Source organism: Pseudomonas fluorescens (genome assembly GCF_902497875.1).
Lineage (GTDB): Bacteria > Pseudomonadota > Gammaproteobacteria > Pseudomonadales > Pseudomonadaceae > Aquipseudomonas > Aquipseudomonas fluorescens_BR.
In genome coordinates this window covers 1-19,468 of sequence record NZ_CABVHY010000010.1, presented here as the reverse complement: position 1 = coordinate 19,468, position 19,468 = coordinate 1, and the positions used below count along the sequence as shown (strand labels likewise).

At 60.6% G+C, this 19,468-nt stretch carries 20 protein-coding genes; 9 read left to right on the top strand and 11 right to left on the bottom strand.

The window, feature by feature from the left end; all coding sequences use genetic code 11:
- Nucleotides 1–49 precede the first annotated feature (49 nt).
- Nucleotides 50–2,059, bottom strand: coding sequence for a DNA helicase Rep (gene rep / locus F8N85_RS11600; protein WP_150803762.1), 2,010 nt, complete (start codon nt 2,057–2,059; stop codon nt 50–52).
- 266 nt (nt 2,060–2,325) lie between these two features.
- Here rep and F8N85_RS11595 point away from each other — a divergent pair, with 266 nt between their 5' ends.
- Entirely contained in the window at nt 2,326–3,993 is a 1,668-nt protein-coding gene (locus tag F8N85_RS11595; protein WP_150803761.1) for a putative bifunctional diguanylate cyclase/phosphodiesterase, read from the top strand.
- Nucleotides 3,994–4,081: 88 nt separating this feature from the next.
- Here F8N85_RS11595 and F8N85_RS11590 read toward each other — a convergent pair whose 3' ends face one another.
- On the bottom strand, nt 4,082–5,482 hold the full coding sequence (locus tag F8N85_RS11590; protein WP_191636163.1) for a NorM family multidrug efflux MATE transporter: 1,401 nt from the start codon (nt 5,480–5,482) through the stop codon (nt 4,082–4,084).
- Nucleotides 5,483–5,640: 158 nt separating this feature from the next.
- Here F8N85_RS11590 and F8N85_RS11585 point away from each other — a divergent pair, with 158 nt between their 5' ends.
- Complete coding sequence (locus F8N85_RS11585; protein WP_150803759.1) at nt 5,641–6,558, top strand: LysR substrate-binding domain-containing protein; 918 nt, start codon at nt 5,641–5,643, stop codon at nt 6,556–6,558.
- Between the two features lie 166 nt (nt 6,559–6,724).
- Entirely contained in the window at nt 6,725–7,939 is a 1,215-nt protein-coding gene (locus tag F8N85_RS11580) for an aldose 1-epimerase family protein (RefSeq protein WP_150803758.1), read from the top strand.
- A gap of 87 nt (nt 7,940–8,026) precedes the next feature.
- Here F8N85_RS11580 and F8N85_RS11575 read toward each other — a convergent pair whose 3' ends face one another.
- From F8N85_RS11575 to F8N85_RS11565, 3 genes are all read right to left on the bottom strand, one after another.
- A complete protein-coding gene (locus F8N85_RS11575) occupies nt 8,027–9,520 on the bottom strand; it encodes a YifB family Mg chelatase-like AAA ATPase (protein ID WP_150803757.1) in 1,494 nt (497 codons plus the stop codon).
- 219 nt (nt 9,521–9,739) lie between these two features.
- A complete protein-coding gene (locus F8N85_RS11570) occupies nt 9,740–10,138 on the bottom strand; it encodes a DUF6713 family protein (protein WP_150803756.1) in 399 nt (132 codons plus the stop codon).
- Nucleotides 10,139–10,267: 129 nt separating this feature from the next.
- Complete coding sequence (locus F8N85_RS11565; protein ID WP_150803755.1) at nt 10,268–10,528, bottom strand: accessory factor UbiK family protein; 261 nt, start codon at nt 10,526–10,528, stop codon at nt 10,268–10,270.
- A gap of 423 nt (nt 10,529–10,951) precedes the next feature.
- On the opposite strand from F8N85_RS11565, the gene glnK reads away from it, so the two are divergent.
- From glnK to sutA, 4 genes are all read left to right on the top strand, one after another.
- Nucleotides 10,952–11,290: a P-II family nitrogen regulator gene (gene glnK / locus F8N85_RS11560; RefSeq protein ID WP_002555808.1), complete on the top strand. Its 339-nt coding sequence runs from the start codon at nt 10,952–10,954 to the stop codon at nt 11,288–11,290.
- Nucleotides 11,291–11,324: 34 nt separating this feature from the next.
- Nucleotides 11,325–12,662 carry an ammonium transporter gene (locus tag F8N85_RS11555; RefSeq protein ID WP_150803754.1) on the top strand — a complete coding sequence of 446 codons (1,338 nt, stop codon included), beginning with the start codon at nt 11,325–11,327 and terminating at the stop codon, nt 12,660–12,662.
- Nucleotides 12,663–12,884: 222 nt separating this feature from the next.
- On the top strand, nt 12,885–13,310 hold the full coding sequence (locus F8N85_RS11550; RefSeq protein WP_150803753.1) for a secondary thiamine-phosphate synthase enzyme YjbQ: 426 nt from the start codon (nt 12,885–12,887) through the stop codon (nt 13,308–13,310).
- A gap of 102 nt (nt 13,311–13,412) precedes the next feature.
- Nucleotides 13,413–13,736, top strand: coding sequence for a transcriptional regulator SutA (gene sutA / locus F8N85_RS11545; RefSeq protein WP_150803752.1), 324 nt, complete (start codon nt 13,413–13,415; stop codon nt 13,734–13,736).
- A gap of 232 nt (nt 13,737–13,968) precedes the next feature.
- Here sutA and F8N85_RS11540 read toward each other — a convergent pair whose 3' ends face one another.
- The 6 genes from F8N85_RS11540 to lptM are packed head-to-tail and all read right to left on the bottom strand — an operon-like array spanning nt 13,969 to nt 18,576.
- Nucleotides 13,969–14,673, bottom strand: coding sequence for an HAD family hydrolase (locus F8N85_RS11540; RefSeq protein WP_150803751.1), 705 nt, complete (start codon nt 14,671–14,673; stop codon nt 13,969–13,971).
- Nucleotides 14,673–15,569 carry a tyrosine recombinase XerC gene (gene xerC, locus F8N85_RS11535; RefSeq protein WP_150803750.1) on the bottom strand — a complete coding sequence of 299 codons (897 nt, stop codon included), beginning with the start codon at nt 15,567–15,569 and terminating at the stop codon, nt 14,673–14,675. Before xerC ends, F8N85_RS11540 begins: the two co-directional genes overlap by 1 nt.
- A 2-nt stretch (nt 15,570–15,571) precedes the next feature.
- Nucleotides 15,572–16,297 carry a DUF484 family protein gene (locus tag F8N85_RS11530; protein ID WP_150803749.1) on the bottom strand — a complete coding sequence of 242 codons (726 nt, stop codon included), beginning with the start codon at nt 16,295–16,297 and terminating at the stop codon, nt 15,572–15,574.
- Between the two features lie 13 nt (nt 16,298–16,310).
- Nucleotides 16,311–17,141 carry a diaminopimelate epimerase gene (gene dapF, locus F8N85_RS11525; RefSeq protein ID WP_150803748.1) on the bottom strand — a complete coding sequence of 277 codons (831 nt, stop codon included), beginning with the start codon at nt 17,139–17,141 and terminating at the stop codon, nt 16,311–16,313.
- A 4-nt stretch (nt 17,142–17,145) separates the two neighbouring features.
- Nucleotides 17,146–18,393: a diaminopimelate decarboxylase gene (lysA, locus tag F8N85_RS11520; protein WP_150803747.1), complete on the bottom strand. Its 1,248-nt coding sequence runs from the start codon at nt 18,391–18,393 to the stop codon at nt 17,146–17,148.
- Between the two features lie 9 nt (nt 18,394–18,402).
- Nucleotides 18,403–18,576, bottom strand: coding sequence for an LPS translocon maturation chaperone LptM (gene lptM, locus F8N85_RS11515; protein WP_150803746.1), 174 nt, complete (start codon nt 18,574–18,576; stop codon nt 18,403–18,405).
- A 217-nt stretch (nt 18,577–18,793) separates the two neighbouring features.
- Here lptM and cyaY point away from each other — a divergent pair, with 217 nt between their 5' ends.
- Nucleotides 18,794–19,126, top strand: a complete 333-nt coding sequence (gene cyaY, locus F8N85_RS11510) for an iron donor protein CyaY (RefSeq protein WP_150803745.1) — start codon at nt 18,794–18,796, stop codon at nt 19,124–19,126.
- A 4-nt stretch (nt 19,127–19,130) separates the two neighbouring features.
- Nucleotides 19,131–19,355, top strand: coding sequence for a DUF1289 domain-containing protein (locus F8N85_RS11505; protein WP_150803744.1), 225 nt, complete (start codon nt 19,131–19,133; stop codon nt 19,353–19,355).
- Nucleotides 19,356–19,468: the final 113 nt, after the last annotated feature.

Sequence of the window (19,468 nt, the reverse complement as noted above, 5' to 3'; positions counted from 1 at the left end):
TGTGCGCCTAAGCGCTGATAAAAACTGTTCGGTTAAAAAGTAGTCAATTCTAGCGCTTTAACATCGCGCGTATATCCGCCAGTGCAGTGTTACCGCGAACGGCTTTGACTTCGGTCGGGATATCGTCGGTGCCTTCCCAGGCCAGGTCATCCGGCGGCAGCTCATCGAGGAAGCGGCTGGGCGCGCAGTCAATGATCTCGCCGTATTGCTTACGCTTGGCAGCGAAAGTGAAGGCCAGGGTCTGACGGGCGCGGGTAATGCCGACGTAGGCCAGACGGCGTTCTTCTTCGATGGTGTCGGCTTCGATGCTGGAGCGATGGGGGAGAATTTCCTCCTCCATGCCCATGATGAACACGTAGGGGAATTCCAGGCCCTTGGAGGCGTGCAAGGTCATCATCTGCACACCTTCGGCGCCGTCTTCCTCTTCCTGCTGGCGTTCGAGCATGTCGCGCAAGACCAGCTTGCCGATGGCATCTTCGATGGTCATCTCGCCATCTTCGTCTTTTTCCAGGGTGTTCTTCAGCGCCTCGATCAGGAACCAGACGTTGCCCATGCGGTAATCCGCGGCTTTGTCGCTGGAGCTGTTGGTGCGCAGCCAGTTCTCGTAGTCGATGTCCATGACCATGCTGCGCAGGGCGGAGATCGGGTCTTCGCCCGCACACTGTTCACGGACGCGGTCCATGAAGCGTTTGAAACGCGCCAAACGATCGGTGAAGCGGCTGTCCAGATGCTCGCCGAGGCCAATTTCTTCGGTGGCGGCATACATCGAGACTTTGCGCCCGGTGGCGTAGTTGCCGAGCTTTTCCAGGGTGGTCGAACCGATCTCCCGGCGTGGGACGTTGATCACCCGCAAGAAGGCGTTGTCGTCGTCCGGATTGACCAGGAGGCGGAAGTAAGCCATCAGGTCTTTGACTTCCTGACGTCCGAAAAAGCTGTTGCCGCCGGACAGGCGATAGGGAATCTGGTGGTGCTGCAGCTTCAGCTCGATCAGCTTGGCCTGGTAGTTACCGCGATAAAGGATCGCAAAATCGCTGTAGGGCCGATCGGTGCGCAGATGCAGGGTGAGCAGTTCGACGGCCACGCGCTCGGCCTCGGCGTCTTCGTTGCGGCAGCGGATCACGCGAATCTCGTCGCCGTGCCCCATCTCGCTCCACAGCTGTTTTTCAAACTCGTGGGGATTGTTCGAAATCAGTACGTTGGCGCAGCGTAGGATGCGGCTGGTGGAGCGGTAGTTCTGCTCCAGCATCACCACTTTCAGAGACGGATAGTCGTCCTTGAGCAGCATCAGGTTTTCCGGACGGGCGCCGCGCCAGGCGTAGATCGATTGGTCATCGTCGCCGACCACGGTGAACTGGTTGCGTTTGCCGATCAGCAGCTTCACCAGCAGATACTGGCTGGCGTTGGTGTCCTGGTATTCGTCCACCAGCAAATAGCGGACCTTGTTCTGCCACTTGTCGAGGATGTCGTCGTGTTCCTGGAACAGCTTTACCGGGAGCAGGATCAGGTCGTCGAAGTCCACCGCATTGAACGCCTTGAGCGTGCGCTGGTAGTGGGTGTAGACAATGGCGGCGGTCTGTTCCTTCGGGTTGCGCGCGGTTTCCAGGGCTTCGGGCGGCAGGATCAGTTCGTTTTTCCACGAGCCGATCATGTTCTTGATCTCGTCGACGCCGTCGTCGCCCGCGTATTCCTTCTGCATGATGTCGGTCATCAGGGATTTGACGTCGGTCTCGTCGAAAATCGAGAAACCTGGCTTGTAGCCCAGCCGCGCATGCTCCTTGCGGATGATGTTCAGCCCCAGATTGTGGAACGTACACACGGTCAAGCCACGGCCTTCGCCACCCTTGAGCAACGTGCCGACCCGCTCCTTCATCTCCCGCGCGGCCTTGTTGGTAAAGGTCATGGCGACGATGTACTGCGCACGGATGCCGCAGCTCTGGATCAGATGGGCGATTTTGCGGGTGATCACGCTGGTCTTGCCGGAGCCAGCGCCGGCGAGCACCAAAAGAGGGCCGCCGACGTAGTTCACGGCTTCTTGCTGCCGGGGATTGAGTCGGGACATGACGGAATGGGGTGTCGCTTGCGAAATGGGCGGGCATTTTAACAGGCTGGAAAGATTCTGCTGCCTCTGTGCGACTTGTGACGTAGCACTCGATCTAAATTTGCCGGTTTTGCTACTTTCCCGCAGGATGCGCGCTGAATTTGCGTCTAATGTTCCGGGTTTTAGCGGTACATCAACGTGTTTGCTAATCAATATCATTTGTCATTGTTTATCCGCGCGGCATAATGCCCGCCGCCAACATCTATTGCAGAGTCTAGGGAGCTAGCTTGTCTACGCCTGTCGAACCCTTGCGTTTGCTGCTGCTGGCCGAAGAGCCGGCGTGGGCAGCGTTGTTGCGCGAGTGTCTGGCTCCAATGGGGAGCTCGGCTGTGCTGATCAGTGCGCCGACCTGGGAGTCGGTGAGTCATTTGTTCGATGACGACCGCAGCGCGGTGTTATTGACGATTCCAGCCCTGCAACCCGCACCGGGTCGCTGCAGTTTGCCCATGGTATTGCTGCTCGAGCACGAACCGCTGGTTGCGCCGGACGGCGTCAGCGACTGGTTGGTCCGCGATGTCCTGGATATCGCGACCTTGCGCCGATGCCTGCGCCACGTTCGCGAGCGGGGGGTGTTGGAAAGCACCTTGCAGCGCCTGGCCGAACAGGATCCGCTGACCGGCATCGCCAATCGCCAGGGTTTTCAGACCTTGCTGGCGGCCCGTCTGGCCGACAATGACGGCCGTGGTTTGGCCTTGGGCCACCTGGACCTCGACAACTTCCGTCATGCCAACGATGCCCTCGGGCACCAGGCCGGCGACCGGCTGATCCTGCAAGTGGTCGCGCGGCTCAGAAGCCAACTGGAGGCCGGCGATCAACTGGCGCGCCTGGGCAGCGATGAGTTTGCCTTGCTGATCGACACCCGTCGGGCACCGCAGCGTGCCGAGTGGATGGCTGAGCGGATTATCGAAGCCATGTCCGAACCTTACTGGGTCGATGGCGAGAGCTTGCTGATCGGCTGCAGTCTGGGTGTCGCCCACGCACGCGCCCAGGCCGGTGCCGATCCGTTGATGTGGCATGCGCATATCGCCATGCAACAGGCCAAGAGCACTCAGGGCTGCACCTTCCACATCTTCAATGAGCGCATCAATCGCAATGCCCGCAGCCTTGCGGACCTGGAAAGCGAGCTGCGCCGAGCCTTGCGTCGCGACGAGCTGGAGCTTCACTACCAGCCGCGGCTGAACCTGGAAGACGGGCAGATTGTCGGCCTCGAGGCGTTGGTGCGCTGGCGCCATGGCGAGCGCGGGCTGTTGCCGCCGAGCGAGTTCGTGCCGATGGCCGAGCAGAGTGGCTTGATCGTGCCGCTCGGTTACTGGGTGATTTCCCGTGCCCTGCGCGATATGCAGGCTTTGCGTGAGCGCGGTCTGCCGCCGTTGCACATGGCGGTCAACCTCTCGTTTCGCCAGTTTCAGGACAGTCAGTTGCTCTCGACCTTGAGTCGACTGATTGCCGAGCGAGGCGTCGAGGCGCAATGGCTGGAGTTTGAACTGACGGAAACCGCGGTGATGCGCCGCAGTGATCTGGTCAAGCAGACCATGGACGCGCTGGGTCGTTTGGGCGTGCGTTTCTCGCTGGATGATTTCGGCACCGGCTTCTCCTCGTTCGTCCACCTCAATAGCCTGCCGATCGCGTTGCTTAAGATCGACAAAAGCTTTGTCGGCGGTATGGAACTGCGCGAAGAGAACCGCAAGCTGGTGCACGCGATGATCAACCTGGCCCACAACCTCAACCTTGAAGTGGTGGCTGAAGGCGTCGAAACGCCGGAACAGCTGGCGCTATTGCGCGGGTTTGGCTGCGATCAGGTGCAGGGTTACCTGATCAGCAAGCCGTTGCCGTTGGCGGAGCTGGTGGAATACCTCACCTTTGGCACCAGCCAACACGCGGTGACCCAAGCATAAAGATCGCAGCCTGTGGCAGGAGTGGGTTCCCACGCGGTCGGCGTAGGAGCTGGCGCAGGCTGCGATCTTTTATAGCTTCACCACCGATCTAATCTGGCTGAGCCGTCCGAAATTGCAGCTGCTGCCCTGGTGGCTCGCTTTTGATCATCCGCTTCATCCGCCATTCAAACGCCAGCGTCAGGCTCACCGCCGCGCAGGCTAGGCCCAGCGCCAGCCCCCACCAGACCCCCGTCGGGCCCCAGTCGAGGGTAAAGGCCATCAGCCATGCGGCAGGTGCGCCGATCAACCAATAGCAGCCCAGCCCCACCAGAAAGGTGGTCTTGGCATCCTTGAGCCCACGGATCGCACCCATGGCGATGGTTTGCGTGCCGTCGAACAACTCAAACCACGCTGCCACCGCCAGCAGGCTCACCGCCAGATTGATCACCTCGCGAAAGGCCGGGTCGTTGTGATCGAGGAACAGCCCGATCAGCTGGTTCGGCAGCAGCCAGAACACCATGGCAAAACCGAGCATCGCGGCGCCACCAAAGGCAATTCCGACCCGACCGGCCAGGCGCGCATCGAGCAGCTGTCCGGCACCGTAGTGCTGACCGATACGCATGGTGATCGCGTAGGAAATACCCGCCGGAACCATGAACGCCACCGAGACGATCTGCAGGGCGATCTGGTGTGCCCCCAGTTGCGTGCTGCCCATGGTGCCCATGCACAGCGCGGCGAAGGCAAACAGGCCGACCTCCACCGCATAGGTGCCACCGATCGGCAGACCGAGGCGCCACAGCTCGCGCAGGTACTGGCGGTTAGGCCGCGACAGGCCCTGACGCAGCGGATAAGCGTCGTAGGCCGGATGCCGGCGGATATGCCAGGCCAGCGCCAGGGCCATGCAGTTGGCAACGATCGCGGTAACCAGGCCGATCCCGATCAGCCCCAGCTTCGGCAGGCCGAACATGCCGGTGATCAACGCATAGTTGAGCAGGAAGTTGGCCACGGTGCCGCCGATGCTGATGACCATGACTGGAGTCGCGCGGCCAATGGCGCTGGTGAACCCGCGCAAGGCCATGAAACTCAGGTAGCCGGGCAGGGCGAACGGCAGGATAAGCAGAAACTGGCCGGCTGCGTTGACGTTGCTTTCGGTCTGGCCGAACAGCAGCAGCACCGGCTTGAGGTTCCACAGCAGCAACCCGGCCACCAGCGCCATCAGCCAGGCCAGCCAGAGTCCGGCCTGGGTCAGGCGGGCGGCACCTTCGATGTCGCCGGCGCCCTGGCGAATGGCAACCAGGGTGCCGACCGCGGCAATCACGCCAATGCAGAAGATCGACACGAACGAATAGCTGGCCGCGCCCAAACCGCCGCCGGCGAGGGCTTGCGGGCTGAGTTTGGCCATCATCAAGGTATCGGTGAGCACCATCAGCATGTGTGCCAACTGCGAGGCGATCAGCGGCCCGGCCAGCCGCAGGATGGCCCAGAGTTCGATACGTGCTGGATGCTGCATGATCATCAGACTCAATTATTCAAAGTGAACTGGAAGGGTTGATTCTCGGCGCTTGCAGCGGTTCGCACAAAGGGATAAAAACGATCGCTTGCATGATTAAAACTCATGCCATGGAATTTCTGGTAGGGTTTTGCCATTGCGCTATAGGACCGTTCCCAATGTCTCGTCGTCTTCCTCCTCTTTACGCCTTGCGCGCTTTTGAAGCAGCGTCGCGACACAGTTCGTTCACCCGCGCGGCGGAAGAACTGTCGATCACCCAGAGCGCAGTCAGCCGACACATTCGTACGCTGGAGGATCATTTCGCTTGCCGTTTGTTCCTGCGCAGCGGTCGAAACCTGCAACTGACCGAAGCCGCGCGCCTGCTACTGCCCGGCATCCGTGAAGGCTTCTCGGCACTGGAACGGGCCTGCAATACCTTGCGCGCCGAAGATGACATCCTGCGCATGAAGGCCCCTTCGACCTTGACCATGCGCTGGCTGCTGGCGCGCCTCAGCCGTTTCCGGCATTTGCAGCCTGGAAACGAAGTACAACTGACCAGCGCCTGGATGGATATCGATTCGGTCGACTTCAACCAGGAACCGTTCGACTGCGCGGTGCTGCTCAGCAACGGGCATTTTCCGCCGGATTGGGAGGCCAGCTACCTGTTTCCCGAACTGTTGATCCCGGTCGGCGCGCCGAACCTGCTGAGCGATCAGCCATGGGACGCCGCACGGCTGGCCAGCGCCGAATTGCTGCACCCGACACCGGACCGTCGTGACTGGCGCAACTGGCTGGAGCGCATGGGCCTGTCCGCACAGGTGTCGCTCAAGGGCGGGCAGGTCTTCGATACCCTGGAGCTGGGCATGATCGCCGCCGCCCGTGGTTACGGGGTGTCCATGGGCGATCTGCTGATGGTCGCCGAAGACGTTGCCCAAGGACGCTTGAGCCTGCCGTGGCCGACAGCGGTGGCCAGTGGCGAGAACTATTACCTGGTCTGGCCAAAAACCCGCCCCGGCGGCGAACGTTTGCGCCGGCTCAGCGATTTTCTCCAGAGCGAAGTCCAGGCGATGGTATTGCCTGACGTAGAACGTCTGTAGGAGCGAGCTTGCAGCAAACGGAACGCCGCCCGGCTGCTCCTACAGGTGCTTACATTACTTAAAAATGATGATCCGCCGATCTTGGCGCTGATTAGCGCATTTTTATGCTTGCTGAATCGTTTCATCAGCGCTATAAAAATTGCACAACTCCAAGAAAGGCCTTCCCATGACCCCGCTCAAACTGATGCTTGCCCTCAGCGCACTGACGGCTACCTCTCACGCCATGGCGTGGGACTACGTACTGCTCGACACCGACAAAGCCGCACAACACTTCCAGATCACCAGCGAACAGCTAGGGGTAAAAACCGCCCAGCCATTCTCCGTGACCCTGCGTACGCTGCACGGCGGTCGCCAGGAGGGCGTCAGCATCGTCGATATCGACAACGGCGTAATGAAGCTGTCGGTGGTGCCGACTCGCGGAATGAACGTGCTCCAGGCGTCGGTGGGCGATGTGCGCATGGGCTGGGATTCGCCGGTCAAGGAAGTGGTCAATCCAGCGTTCATCGAACTCAACGGCCGTGGCGGACTGGGCTGGCTGGAAGGCTTCAACGAGCTGGTCGCCCGCTGCGGCTACGAATGGGTCGGCCACCCCGGCATGGACAACGGCGAACTGCTGACCCTGCATGGCCGCGCCGCAAACATCCCGGCGAACAAGGTCACCCTGCATATCGACGAAAAACCGCCCCACGCCATCAGCCTGCGCGGTGAACTCAAAGAACAAGCCTTCAAGAAAGTCGACTTTTCAGTCGTCACCGAGTTGCTGACCGAACCCGGCAGCGTGCGCTTCGCACTCAACGACACCCTGACCAACAACGGCGACTATCCGAAGGAATACCAGGCGCTCTACCACAGCAACTTCAGCACGCCCTTCCTCGAGCAGGGCGCACGATTCGCCGCGCCGGTAAAACAAGTCTCACCATTCAACGACAAGGCCAAAGCAGACCTGCCCGACTGGCAAGCCTACCGAGGCCCGACCAAGGATTACGACGAAACCGTCTACAACGTAGTGCCCTACGCCGATGCCAAGGGCGACACGCTCACTGTTCTGCACAACAAGGCGGGCAGCCTGGGCGTAGCGGTCGGTTTCAACACCGAGCAACTACCAGTGTTCTCCCTGTGGAAAAACACCGACACCCAAGGCCAGGGCTACGTCACCGGTCTGGAGCCAGGCACCAGCTTCTCCTACAACCGACGGTATCAGCGGCCGCTGAATCTGGTGCCAAGCATTGCTGCAAAACAGCAGAAGCAGTTCCAGATCAGCTATAGCCTGTTGGCCGATAAGCCGGCGGTGGATAAAGCGCTGAAACGGGTCAGTGAGATTCAGGATGGGCGGGAGACTGAAGTAAGGCAGACGCCGTTGGTGGATCTGAGCAAGGAGTGAGAATGGGGAAAACCTGGAAAATCGATTATTCGTTGAGAAAAACGATTAGAAATGAGGGTTTTCTTAAAAAATGATTACACACGCGACTTACTGACTCGTGGGTCGATACTGCAGCGCCTCAGCCAGATGTTCCCGACTGATCCCGTCGACCTGCTCAAGGTCCGCTAATGTGCGCGCCACCTTGAGCAGCCGATGGGCGGCTCGCAACGACAGGGTCAATCGCTCGCAAGCTGACTCAAGCCAGCTCTCGTCGGCTGTGGATAACTTGCAGTGCTGGCGCAGGCCCGGCAGGTCGAGGAAGGCATTGGCGCACCCCTGACGCTGTTGCTGCCGCTCGCGAGCATTGGCGACCAGTAAGGCGGCGCTGGCGGTGTCATCCCCGGGTAGGGGCGTGGGGTTGAGCGCAGTGGTTTCGCGGGCGACGGTCAGATGCAGGTCGATGCGGTCGAGCAGCGGGCCGGAGAGTTTGTTGCGGTAGCGCTGGATCTGCTCTGGCGTGCAACGACAACGGCCGTTGGGGTCGCCGAGGTAGCCGCAAGGGCAGGGGTTCATCGCCGCAACCAATTGGAAGCGCGCCGGGAAACGTACTCGATCGCGGGCCCGGGAAATTACGATATGGCCGGACTCCAGTGGCTCTCTTAAAACCTCCAGCACCTTGCGTTCAAACTCCGGCAATTCATCGAGAAACAGCACGCCATGGTGGGCGAGGGTGATTTCCCCTGGCTGTGGTTTCGAGCCGCCGCCTACCAGCGCCGGGCCGGATGCCGAATGATGGGGTTGGCGAAACGGTCTATGTGGCCAGTGACTCAGGGGCACATGACTGGCGACCGATTGAATTGCCGCGACCTCCAACGCTTCATTTTCGTCCAACGGTGGAAGCAAACCGGGCAAGCGACTGGCCAGAAGCGTTTTACCCGTACCCGGCGGACCGCTGAACAGCAGGTTGTGAGCGCCCGCCGCCGCAATCAGCAAGGCTCGTTTGGCGGCCAGTTGACCCTGGACTTCATTCAAGTCGGGATAAGGCTTGTTCGCCAGCAGCAAGCCGTTGGAAACAAAAGGTTCGATAGGCGTGTGGCCATTGAAGTGCGCGACCGCCTGCAGCAGATGATCGACCGCGATCACCTTTAACCCTGAAGCCAGGCAAGCTTCTTCGGCATTGGCGCGGGGTACCACGAGTGTTCGTCCGGCTTTGCGTGCAGCCAGTGCCGCCGGCAGGACTCCACGCACCGCGCGCACGGCGCCAGACAACGCCAGCTCGCCAAGGCACTCCACATCGTCCAGGGTCAATGTCGGAACCTGCACGCTGGCCGCGAGAATCCCCAGGGCAATCGCCAGATCAAAACGCCCGCCGTCCTTTGGCAGATCGGCCGGAGCGAGATTCAAGGTGATGCGACGAGCCGGATATTGGAGACCTGAATTGAGAATCGCGCTGCGCACCCGGTCTTTGCTTTCCTTGACGGCCGTTTCTGGCAAGCCGACCAGCGTCAGGGATGGCAAACCGTTGGCCATATGAACCTCGACGGTAACGGCAGGCGCTTCCACGCCAATTTGGGCGCGGCTGTGGACAATGGCCAGAGACATAGTTCATTCCTTGAGGGTGCGAGAACCGCGTCCTGCGGTTTTGGAAGGGTAGTTGAGGCGCAATGAGATAGCGGCTTAAAGGCCGGGACAGACCATTGCAAGACGTATCAGTGAGGGGCTTGTAGAGGCGGTGGCAGGGCAATCGAGCCACCGCCAAAACCTGGCCTGGCGTCTAATCGTTTTCGCGGGCAAGCTCGCTCCCACAGGTGCGCGGCACTTTCAGATAGCTTGATGCTCGATCGGTCTTTCCAGTCCACGCAATGCCAGCAATTGCCATGCGGAAAGGATCCCTGTGGCAATCAGCAGTGCGACGGACAGCGGTTGGGCAAACGACTCGCTTCCTTGCAGGAAGAAGAAGGCGTGGATGCCTAGGGTCAGGAAGCCCAAGGCGGCCAGCAGTTTGTAGAAGGCCAGGCCGGTGTAAAGATTGGCAACCACACGGCTGTGGGAATACAGAACCAAGGCAATGATGGGGATATTGAGCAGCAGGTTGACCTGATTGCCGCCCGGAATGGAAAAAAGTTCCCACTCATGCCAATACGCCGCGTCGATTTGATGAGTCAGCAGAACAGTGGCGTTAGCCAGGAAGAGCCGCTGCACAACGGAGGTTGACGCCATGAATGAGCCTGCCCGGAGGTTGCAATGAGACCGCGGATGCCCCGCTCCAGGCTCGAGGTTTTCACACCGAGTCTGGTAGAGGGTGATGGCAAGGGTAGCCGATCACCTGGCACTGGGCTGAAAAGCGGATTACTCAGCAGGCGGACTCAGCTTCGCCTCAAGCTCGGCGACCTTGGCTTCCAGGCTTTCCAGCCGGGCCCGGGTGCGCGCCAGTACGACCATTTGACTGTCGAATTCTTCTCTGCTCACCAGATCAAGTTTGCTGAAGCCGCTTTGCAGCAGGGCTTTGAACTGGCTTTCGATTTCTTTGCGCGGCAGCGCGGTGTCGCCGCTGAACAGGCGCGAAGCATGGCCGCTCAGGGCGTCGAGGAGGTCTTTGGGCGCGAGCATGGGAGTCAGGTGTCCTGAGTAACAGATGCGGGCAGTGTATCACGCAGTGCCTATAGTCATTGGTGCAGGCGGGGTTGCACGCTTTTCGCGCATGCAGCCGGGCAGTCGCGCACCGTTGTTGTGCGTATCTGTAGTGCGATTACCGTGAAGACGCATGCGCAAGCGACCAAGGTATTGATATCAGAGGGTTTTCAGGAGATGGCAAGCTTTCTGCTTAGTCCTTGATGACCCATGCACTGATGCAGTCGCTGTGACGAATGCAGTGCGGCAGGCGGAGCGGGGAAGTGTTTCGTCAGCAGTGGTTAGCAGGCGTCGGACTGGTCGAGCAAGGCCGACGATGCGTTACAAAGCCAGGCACTGCGCTTAGACTTGAGTCGGGTTTGTTTTCCTGGGGCAAGTCCACCAATTCGGGAGAGAGTTTTCATGAAGCTAGTCACTGCCATCATCAAGCCGTTCAAACTGGACGACGTACGCGAGTCGCTGTCCGAGATCGGCGTGCAGGGCATTACCGTTACTGAGGTCAAAGGCTTCGGGCGGCAGAAGGGTCATACCGAGCTGTATCGCGGCGCGGAGTACGTGGTCGATTTCCTGCCCAAGGTGAAGATTGATGTCGCCATCGACGACAAGGATCTTGATCGGGTTATCGAGGCGATAACCAAGGCGGCCAACACCGGCAAGATTGGTGACGGCAAGATCTTCGTGGTCAATCTGGAACAGGCTATTCGCATCCGTACCGGCGAAACCGATACCGACGCAATCTAAGCCGCCAAACCCAACGCCCCAGGAGAAAAACAATATGACTCTGCGTAAATTCGCAGGGCTAGGAGCCCTGTTGTCCCTCGTAATGCCCGGCCTGGTCATGGCGGCAGACGAAGTGGCAGCCCCAGTCCTCAACTCCGGCGATACCGCCTGGATGCTAACCTCGACAGCGCTTGTGCTGTTCATGACGATTCCCGGCCTTGCGCTGTTCTACGGCGGCATGGTTCGTTCGAAAAACATTCTTTCCGTGATGATGCAGTGCTTCGCCATTACCGGTCTGATCAGCATCCTGTGGGTCATTTATGGCTACAGCATCGCGTTCGACACCACCGGCATGGAGCAGGGCGTCGTCAACTTCAACTCCTTCTTCGGCGGCATGGGCAAGGCGTTCCTCGCCGGTGTCACCCCTTCGAGCCTGACCGGGCCTGCGGCGTTGTTCCCTGAGGCGGTGTTCATCACCTTCCAGATGACGTTCGCGATCATTACGCCTGCGCTGATCGTCGGAGCCTTCGCCGAGCGGATGAAGTTCTCCGCCATGCTGATCTTCATGGGCATCTGGTTCACCCTGGTCTACGCACCGATCGCGCACATGGTCTGGGCCGGTAATGGCGGCCTGATGTGGGACTGGGGCGTGCTGGACTTCGCTGGCGGCACCGTGGTGCATATCAACGCCGGTGTGGCCGGGCTGATTTGCTGCCTGGTACTGGGCAAGCGCAAAGGCTTCCCGACCACCCCAATGGCTCCGCACAACCTGGGCTACACCCTGATGGGCGCCGCCATGCTGTGGGTTGGCTGGTTCGGCTTTAACGCCGGTTCCGCCGCCGCGGCCAACGGCACTGCCGGTATGGCCATGCTGGTTACCCAGATCGCTACCGCCGCCGCTGCACTGGGCTGGATGTTCGCCGAGTGGGTCACCCATGGCAAACCAAGTGCACTGGGTATCGCTTCGGGTGTTGTAGCCGGTCTGGTGGCAATCACTCCAGCAGCAGGTACCGTCGGCCCGATGGGCGCTCTGGTAATCGGTCTGTCCGCGGGTGTGGTCTGCTTCTTCTGCGCAACCACTCTCAAGCGCAAGCTGGGCTACGACGACTCCCTGGATGCCTTCGGCGTGCACGGTATCGGCGGTATCCTCGGCGCGATCCTCACCGGTGTGTTTGCCGCTCCATCGCTGGGCGGTTTCGGTACCGTGACTGATATCGCGGCGCAAGTCTGGATTCAGTGCAAAGGCGTCGGTTTTACGGTGATCTACACCGCGATCGTGACCTTCATCATTCTCAAGGTGCTGGATGCCGTCATGGGCCTGCGGATCACCGAAGAGGAAGAGGCAGTGGGCATCGATCTGGCGCTACACAACGAACGTGGCTACAACTTGTAAGTTCTCGAGATACACGAGAAAAAAATTGCCCGGCTTGCCGGGCATTTTTTTGTCTGGTTTTTGTCAGTAAGGGAGCAGCTGAAAGGTTTTTTCTTGTGCTTGCGAGGGTGTTCGCGGCAGCTATTTTTGTCGGGCCAATGGCTTACAGCGTTGGAGGAATATTAGGCCCTTTGTTTTTTCCCAGAGCGCGCTAGAATGCGCGCCGAAGGTGCGGAGAACTGTATGTGGCAACAGACTTTGATTACCCTGCGGGCGAGGCCCCGGGGCTTTCACCTGGTAACGGACGAGTTACTCGCCGGCCTGCCTGAACTGAAGGCATGTCGGGTCGGTCTGTTGCATTTATGGCTGCAGCACACCTCGGCGTCGTTGACCATCAACGAGAACGCCGATCCGGCGGTACGTCGCGACTTCGAACGCTTTTTCAATCGGCTGGTCCCACAAGGTCTGGCCGGATATGAACACGAGGACGAAGGCGCGGACGATCTCCCGGCGCACTTCAAGGCCAGTTTGCTGGGCTGTCAGTTGAGTTTGCCGGTTACGGCAGGTCGACTGGCGCTGGGTAGCTGGCAAGGTGTTTATCTAGGCGAGCATCGTGATCATGGCGGTGCCCGTAAAGTCCTCGTCACCTTGCACGGTGATGGGGCATAAGCCGCTGGTTACCAGCGGACGTTGATTTTTCTCCGGCAGCCTTCGACAGTCGGCGAAGCTGGGCTATAACTAATCTGCTTTTCGCAAGTCATGAGGTAGAACATGAGCGACGATGATCTGGAAAACGACGACCTCGAAGTAGGTGACGAAGACGACACCGAAGAAGGTCTTGAAGCAGCGGCCGAAGACGTCGCTGATGACGATGGCGGCGATGCGCCTGTTCCGACCGCCAAAGGCAAGGCCAAGGCTGCTGTCTCGGTCGATGAGCTTCCGAGTGTCGAGGCCAAGAACAAGGAGCGTGATGCTTTGGCTCGCGCGATGGAAGAGTTCCTTGCCAAAGGCGGCAAGGTGCAGGAAGTCGAGGCCAACGTGGTGGCCGATCCACCAAAGAAGCCTGACAACAAGTACGGCAGCCGGCCTATCTGAACGCCTGCTACTTGCTTGCTGGAAAAGCCCGCCGTCGCTGCGGGCTTTTTCATGGGTGAAAGGAAATAGGGGGGCGAATGCAAGACCTGTGGCGAGGGGGCTTGCCCCTGCTGGAGCGCGCAGCGGTCCCAAAATCAGCCACCGCGATTCTTCAGATAGAACACATCAACCGATTTACGACTGCTTCGCAGCCGAGCGGGGGCAAGCCCCCTCGCCACAGGTTATGCGGCGACTAAGGCGCTGTGTTCCACCGCGCCAACAGCTCCGGCAACTCGCTCAAACTGCGAATCTCGGCATCCGGTTGTTTTTCGGCTTCCCAGGCTTTGCTGCCAGGGTTGAACCAGATGGCTCGCAACCCCGCCTGCTGAGCCCCGGCGATGTCGTCGCCCGGGTGATCGCCGATATGCACGGCGGCTTCAGCGCTGACGCCTCCTCGCTGCAGGGCCTCCTGGAACAGCCGTGAATCCGGCTTGCCTACCCCGATATCTTCCGCGCACAGGGCAAACTTGAAGTAGTCCGCCAACCCCAGCCGGCGCACATCGGCATTGCCATTGGTGACCACTCCCAGGGTGTAGTGCCGTGCCAGCACTTCCAGGGTCGGTTGCACTTCCGGAAAGATTTCGAGCTGATGCCGCGCCTGCAGAAACACTTCAAAGGCCTGCTCGGCCAGCTCCGATGCGTGCGGTTGGGCGTAGCCGGCTTCTTCCAGGGCGTGGAACAGCACTTTGCGGCGCAGGGCGCTGATCCGGTGCTTGAGGCCGGGCTCGTTGCTCAGAACGCGCTCACGGATCGCCCAGAGGTGTTCGACAGGCACGCCACCGAGGTCCGATGCGTGTTCCGCCAGCCACTGACGCAGCACAGCTTCGGCGCTGACGATAACCGGGGCGGTGTCCCACAGGGTGTCGTCGAGGTCGAAAGTGATCAGTTTGATCGTCATTACTCACCGCCTTTGTTGCGTTTGGCCCGTGGATGGGCGCTGTCGTAGACCGACGCCAGATGCTGGAAATCCAGATGAGTGTAAATCTGCGTGGTCTTGATGTCCGAGTGGCCGAGCAACTCCTGGACGGCGCGCAAGTCCTGGGAAGATTCCAGCAAGTGGCTGGCGAAGGAGTGCCGCAGCATGTGTGGATGCAGGTTCTGCCCGAGCTCGCGCTCGCCGGCGGCCTTGACCCGCAACTGGATCGCCCGCGGGCCAAGGCGTCGACCTTGCTGGCTGACAAACACCGCGTCGTCTGCCGGGTTGGTCAGGGCGCGCAGGGGCAACCACAGTTGCAGTGCTTCGCGGGCCTTCTGACCGACCGGCAGAACCCGGGTCTTGCTGCCTTTACCAAGTACTTGAACCAGGCCATCGGCCAGATCCAACTGGTCGAGATTGAGCCCGGTCAGCTCCGAAAGGCGCAGGCCGGAGGAGTAGAACAGCTCCAGAATCGCCTGATCACGATGGGCCAGGAAGTCATCCTCGACCGCGCCGTCGAGCAGTTGCAGTGCTCGGTCGGTATCGAGGGTCTTGGGTAGTCGGCGTTCGCCCTTGGGCGGTGCCAGGCCGTTGGCCGGGTCGTGGTCGCAGAGGTCTTCGCGGTTCAAGTAGTGGTAGAGCCCACGAACCGCCGAGAGCAGGCGCGCCAGGCTGCGCGAGGACTGGCCCTGTGAATGCAGGCGGGCGATCAGGCTGCGCAAGCGTTGGATGTCGAGGGCGGACCAGCTGGAAACCTGCTGTTTCTCGCAGTACGCCAGCACCTTGTTCAGGTCGCGGCGGTAGGCTTCCAGGGTATGGGGTGACACTTGGCGCTCACTGCGCAGGTGAGCGCAGTAGGCATCCAGTTGTCGTTCCATGGTCAGCGCACCGAGCGTAGGGAGTTGTTGATGCGCGGCAGCACGCGGCCCATGACTTCGGCGATGTAGCTGAGGAACAACGTGCCCACCGAGCTTTTGTAGTGCTGCGGATCGCGGCTGGCGATGGCCAGGACACCATGCAGGCCTTGATGGCTGAGGGCGACGACCGCCGTCGAGCCGATTTCCTTGCGCTGTTCTTCACCGAACAGGAAGTCCAGTTCGTGTTCGCGCAAACTGCCGCTGACGGTTTTGCCTTCCGACAGCAAGCCGCCGATGGCTTGCTGAGCTTGCGCAGCAGTGACCCAGCGGCCTACTGGCAAGGCGCTGTCGCTGAACAGAATCAGGCTGACAAAAGGCACCTGAAAGTCTTGGCGCAGGCTGTCTTCGACGCTGATCACCAGGTCTTCCAGGCTGCTGGCGTCCATCAGCGCGAGCACCAGCCGGCGGGTCTTGTCGAACAGCCGGTCATTGTCGCGAGCGACATCCATCAGTTGCGAAAGGCGATGGCGCATCTCGATATTGCGTTCACGCAGCAGTTTCAGCTGACGCTCGACCAGGGAGATGGTGTCGCCGCGCTGATGGGGGATGCGCAGGGCCGGGAGCAGTTCTTCGTGCTCGACGAAGAAGTCCGGATGAGCCTCCAGGTACGCGGCAATGGCCGCCGCCTCAAGGCTTTCGGACGGTGATTCGTCGGGCTGCAGGGCTGGAACCTGGGGCTGATCGGTCATGGATTTAGCTCACTCATAGACGCACCTGTCCTTCGTATACGCGCGCTGCCGGGCCGGTCATCATCACCGGTTCGCCAGGGCCGGCCCATTCAATGGACAGGCGCCCGCCGGGCAGGTCGATCAATAGTGGCGAGTCCATCCACCCCTGGCTGATCGCGGCCACTGCGGCGGCGCAGGCACCGGTCCCGCAGGCCTGGGTTTCCCCGGCCCCGCGTTCCCAGACGCGCAACTGCGCGCGCTGCCGGTCGATGACCTGGAGAAAACCGACGTTGACCCGGGCCGGGAAACGCGGGTGGTTTTCGATTTTCGGCCCCAGTTCATGCACCGGCGCGTTGTTGATGTCGTCCACGCGCAGCACCGCGTGCGGGTTACCCATGGACACCGCGGCCAGCTCGACGGCCTGGCCGTCTACCACGAGTGAATAGCTCTTGGCCTGAGCCTCGGCCTGGAAGGGAATATCGGCCGGCACCAGGCGCGGCGGTCCCATATTGACACTGATCTGGCCGTCACTGCGGATATCCAGCTCAATGATGCCGCTTTTGGTCTCGACGCGGATCTGCCGTTTTGCGGTCAGGCGTTTATCGAGCACGAAGCGCGCAAAGCAACGCGCGCCGTTGCCGCACTGTTCCACTTCGGAGCCGTCGGCATTGAAGATCCGATAACGGAAGTCCACGTCCGGGTTGCTCGGCGCTTCGACGATCAGCAGTTGATCGAAGCCGACGCCGGTGTGCCGATCGCCCCATTGCTTGGCGTGCTTGGGCAGGATGTGCGCGTGCTGGCTGACCAGGTCGAGGACCATGAAGTCGTTGCCCAGGCCGTGCATCTTGGTAAAACGCAGCAGCATGGTTTTACTCCGGCAGCAGGCTTTCGCCAGCAAACAACTCGGCTACCGTCTCGCGGCGACGCACTTCAAATGCTTGATCACCGTCCACCAACACTTCGGCGGCACGGCCGCGGGTGTTGTAGTTGGAGCTCATGACAAACCCATAGGCACCGGCCGAATGCACGGCGAGCAGGTCGCCTTCTTCCAGCGCCAGCTGACGATCCTTGGCAAGGAAATCGCCTGTCTCGCAGATCGGCCCGACGATGTCGTAGGCACGGGCAGCGGTATCGCGAGGGCGCACAGCACTAACGTCCATCCAGGCCTGGTACAGCGCCGGGCGGATCAAGTCGTTCATGGCCGCATCGACGATGGCGAAGTCTTTATGTTCGGTGTGCTTGAGGTATTCGACCTGGGTCAGCAGCAACCCGGCGTTGGCCACAATAAAGCGGCCCGGCTCGAACACCAGCGCCAGATCGCGGCCATCCAGGCGTTCGCGCACGGCTTGGATGTAGTCCGCAGCCAGCGGTGGCTCTTCATCGCGATAACGCACGCCGAGACCACCACCAAGATCGATATGACGCAGGTAGATACCGCAATCGCCGAGGCGATCGACCAGGGCCAGCAGGCGGTCGAGGGCATCGATGAAAGGCGCCAGGGTGGTCAGCTGCGAACCGATGTGGCAGTCGACGCCGACCACTTCCAGGTTCGGCAATTGCGCGGCGCGGATGTACACGTCTTCGGCGTCGGCGATGGCGATGCCGAACTTGTTCTCTTTCAAGCCGGTGGAAATGTACGGGTGCGTGCCAGCATCGACGTCCGGGTTGACCCGCAGCGAGATCGGCGCACGAACGCCGAGCTCCGCGGCCACCACTTGCAGGCGCTCCAGCTCGTCGGTCGACTCGACGTTGAAGCAGTGCACGCCGACTTCCAGCGCGCGGCGCATGTCGTCACGGGTCTTGCCGACGCCGGAGAAGACAATCTTGTCAGCCTGGCCGCCCGCCGCCAGAACACGTTCCAGCTCGCCACGGGAAACGATGTCGAAACCAGCGCCCAAACGCGCCAGGACATTCAGTACACCCAGGTTGGAGTTGGCCTTGACTGCGAAGCAGACCAGGTGCGGCATGCCGGCCAGCGCATCGGCGTAAGCCAGGTACTGGGCTTCGATATGCGCGCGGGAGTAGACGTAGGTCGGTGTGCCAAAGCGTTCGGCGATGGCGGACAGAGCAACACCTTCCGCGAACAGCTCACCGTCACGGTAGTTAAAAGCGTCCATGGAGTTCCCTTAGTAAACGTCGTGCTTGTGCGATTTGGATGTCGACGGTTTTTGCGACGATTTGGCCTGCTCTGCAGGATCTTGTTTATCATCCGGCAGGTACAGCGGGCCTTTTTGGCCACAGGCCGACACAAGGCAGGCAACCGCGACGAGCGCAGCAAGAGAAGAGATCAGGCGCTTCATGGCGAAATCCTTGAAAATGCGTTAATTGCGCCGGAGTATACCGGCCACCCGACAGCTTGCCTATGTAGGCGGCTGGCCGTCCGGCGGGGGTTTGGCGTGCCTCGGCGGATAATTTATGCCCGTGCCGGGCGCTTGATCAGTATCCTTTGCATTCGGTCGGATGCGCCCGTATCTTGCGGCGCTTGAGCGTAAGTAGACACTTTTTGAGGTTCCCGCAATGAGTTTGACTGAAGCCCGCTTCCACGATCTGGTCGATGCCACCCAACAGACGCTGGAGGATATTTTCGATGAGAGTGAACTGGATGTGGATCTTGAGAGCTCGGCCGGTGTGCTCACCGTCAAGTTCGAAAACGGCAGCCAGGTGATCTTCAGCCGTCAGGAGCCCTTGCGTCAGCTGTGGCTGGCCGCCCGTTCCGGTGGTTTCCACTTTGACTATGACGAAGAGAGCGAACGCTGGATGTGCGACAAGAGCGAAGAGCAGCTGGGTGAAATGCTGGAGCGCATCGTGCTTGAGCAGGCCGATGTGGAACTTGATTTCGAAGGTCTCTGAGGTCGTGACGCAGCCTGCTCCGGTGCGTGCGGCCAAGCCGCTATACAGCAACGTCAGTCCGGTCGTGCCTTCGCCGTGCACCAGCGTCTGCCGTCTGGATGAGCAGAAAGTCTGCCTGGGGTGCTTTCGCCATGTCGAAGACATCCGCGAGTGGCGCTCGGCCGACGACGAACGGCGCCGTGTGATTTGCGCTGAAGCCGCACACCGCAAGGCCACGAGCCACCCGTAGGAGCTGCCGCAGGTTCGGGCCGCGTTCGGACGATCTTTTTGGGCTCCTCACGATTTCAGTGCAAAGCCCCAAAGGCAGGATCAAAAGATCGCAGGCTTCGCCAGCTCCTACAC

What these genes read in the sequence shown, in the direction of transcription:
- lysA (WP_150803747.1), bottom strand. Translation starts at nt 18,393, where the DNA reads ATGGACGCTTTTAACTACCGTGACGGTGAGCTGTTCGCGGAAGGTGTT.
- cyaY (WP_150803745.1), top strand. Translation starts at nt 18,794, where the DNA reads ATGAGTTTGACTGAAGCCCGCTTCCACGATCTGGTCGATGCCACCCAA.
- lptM (WP_150803746.1), bottom strand. Translation starts at nt 18,576, where the DNA reads ATGAAGCGCCTGATCTCTTCTCTTGCTGCGCTCGTCGCGGTTGCCTGC.
- glnK (WP_002555808.1), top strand. Translation starts at nt 10,952, where the DNA reads ATGAAGCTAGTCACTGCCATCATCAAGCCGTTCAAACTGGACGACGTA.
- F8N85_RS11565 (WP_150803755.1), bottom strand. Translation starts at nt 10,528, where the DNA reads ATGCTCGCGCCCAAAGACCTCCTCGACGCCCTGAGCGGCCATGCTTCG.
- F8N85_RS11540 (WP_150803751.1), bottom strand. Translation starts at nt 14,673, where the DNA reads ATGACGATCAAACTGATCACTTTCGACCTCGACGACACCCTGTGGGAC.
- F8N85_RS11580 (WP_150803758.1), top strand. Translation starts at nt 6,725, where the DNA reads ATGACCCCGCTCAAACTGATGCTTGCCCTCAGCGCACTGACGGCTACC.
- F8N85_RS11530 (WP_150803749.1), bottom strand. Translation starts at nt 16,297, where the DNA reads ATGACCGATCAGCCCCAGGTTCCAGCCCTGCAGCCCGACGAATCACCG.
- F8N85_RS11585 (WP_150803759.1), top strand. Translation starts at nt 5,641, where the DNA reads ATGTCTCGTCGTCTTCCTCCTCTTTACGCCTTGCGCGCTTTTGAAGCA.
- dapF (WP_150803748.1), bottom strand. Translation starts at nt 17,141, where the DNA reads ATGCTGCTGCGTTTTACCAAGATGCACGGCCTGGGCAACGACTTCATG.
- F8N85_RS11575 (WP_150803757.1), bottom strand. Translation starts at nt 9,520, where the DNA reads ATGTCTCTGGCCATTGTCCACAGCCGCGCCCAAATTGGCGTGGAAGCG.
- F8N85_RS11590 (WP_191636163.1), bottom strand. Translation starts at nt 5,482, where the DNA reads ATGCAGCATCCAGCACGTATCGAACTCTGGGCCATCCTGCGGCTGGCC.
- rep (WP_150803762.1), bottom strand. Translation starts at nt 2,059, where the DNA reads ATGTCCCGACTCAATCCCCGGCAGCAAGAAGCCGTGAACTACGTCGGC.
- F8N85_RS11550 (WP_150803753.1), top strand. Translation starts at nt 12,885, where the DNA reads ATGTGGCAACAGACTTTGATTACCCTGCGGGCGAGGCCCCGGGGCTTT.
- F8N85_RS11570 (WP_150803756.1), bottom strand. Translation starts at nt 10,138, where the DNA reads ATGGCGTCAACCTCCGTTGTGCAGCGGCTCTTCCTGGCTAACGCCACT.
- F8N85_RS11555 (WP_150803754.1), top strand. Translation starts at nt 11,325, where the DNA reads ATGACTCTGCGTAAATTCGCAGGGCTAGGAGCCCTGTTGTCCCTCGTA.
- xerC (WP_150803750.1), bottom strand. Translation starts at nt 15,569, where the DNA reads ATGGAACGACAACTGGATGCCTACTGCGCTCACCTGCGCAGTGAGCGC.
- sutA (WP_150803752.1), top strand. Translation starts at nt 13,413, where the DNA reads ATGAGCGACGATGATCTGGAAAACGACGACCTCGAAGTAGGTGACGAA.